Raw genomic sequence first — 740 nt, 5'->3', positions numbered from 1 at the left:
TTACCTGACCTGGGCCAATGGCAGGATGCCCTCCAGCACCGGCGTGATGACCTTCCAGAAAGCGCAAAAGGACATCATCCAGAATGGCACCCGCATCTTTGCGACCGTTGGCGATAATATCACTGGTTCCTGGGGTGGCCAGTCGCTGAGAATCCGGTTGGCGATCCTGAATCATGATCTGAAGTTCATCGGCTCGCATACTGATATTTATGGTTATGGCCATGAATCCTTGCGCGGCAATACCACGCGCGATCTCATGAACCGGCTGGGTAGCATCGTGGCCAGTGACAATTATCTGCTGAATATCGGCAACAATGACTGGCGTTATATTTCCGAGGCCGAGACGGTCAACAACATCAAGCAGATCACCAGTTCATTGCTGGCCAAGAAATCCGGTGCCACTGTCTTTGTCATGACTCTCTTGCCTCGGAAAGACAGTAATGACGCCCGCAATCAGCGGGTGAACCAGCAACTGCGTGACTGGATTGCCGCCCAGGGCAACAGCCGCATCAAGCTGTTGGACCTGGACAGGGATTTCCGGGCCCTGAGCAACTGGTCCAGCCTCTTGAGCTGGGATGGTGTGCAACCAACACCCGAGGGATACGCGGAACTGGCGAAGATCATCAATAAATACATCCCCAGCTCCCAAACAAGTCCTACTCCGACCACTTCGCCCTCAGGCCCGAGCAGTGTCAGTTTTACCTTGGGCATGAATCCCGCGCCCGTGGTAACCAGCACGG

General features: G+C 54.9%; 2 protein-coding genes. One reads left to right on the top strand and one right to left on the bottom strand.

The window, feature by feature from the left end; all coding sequences use genetic code 11:
• Positions 1 to 223, bottom strand: a 223-nt coding sequence (locus WOB96_RS14430; RefSeq protein WP_341372002.1) for a hypothetical protein, incomplete at its 3' end; no start/stop codon positions are given.
• On the opposite strand from WOB96_RS14430, the gene WOB96_RS14425 reads away from it, so the two are divergent.
• The coding region (locus WOB96_RS14425) for an SGNH/GDSL hydrolase family protein (protein ID WP_341372001.1) at positions 158 to 740 on the top strand (583 nt) is incomplete at its 3' end. The two genes, WOB96_RS14430 and WOB96_RS14425, sit on opposite strands and share 66 nt — an antisense overlap.

Source organism: Thermithiobacillus plumbiphilus, assembly GCF_038070005.1.
GTDB lineage: Bacteria > Pseudomonadota > Gammaproteobacteria > Acidithiobacillales > Thermithiobacillaceae > JBBPCO01.
The sequence above is the reverse complement of the archived record's forward strand: the minus strand, read 5'-3'. Positions and strand labels throughout refer to the sequence as shown.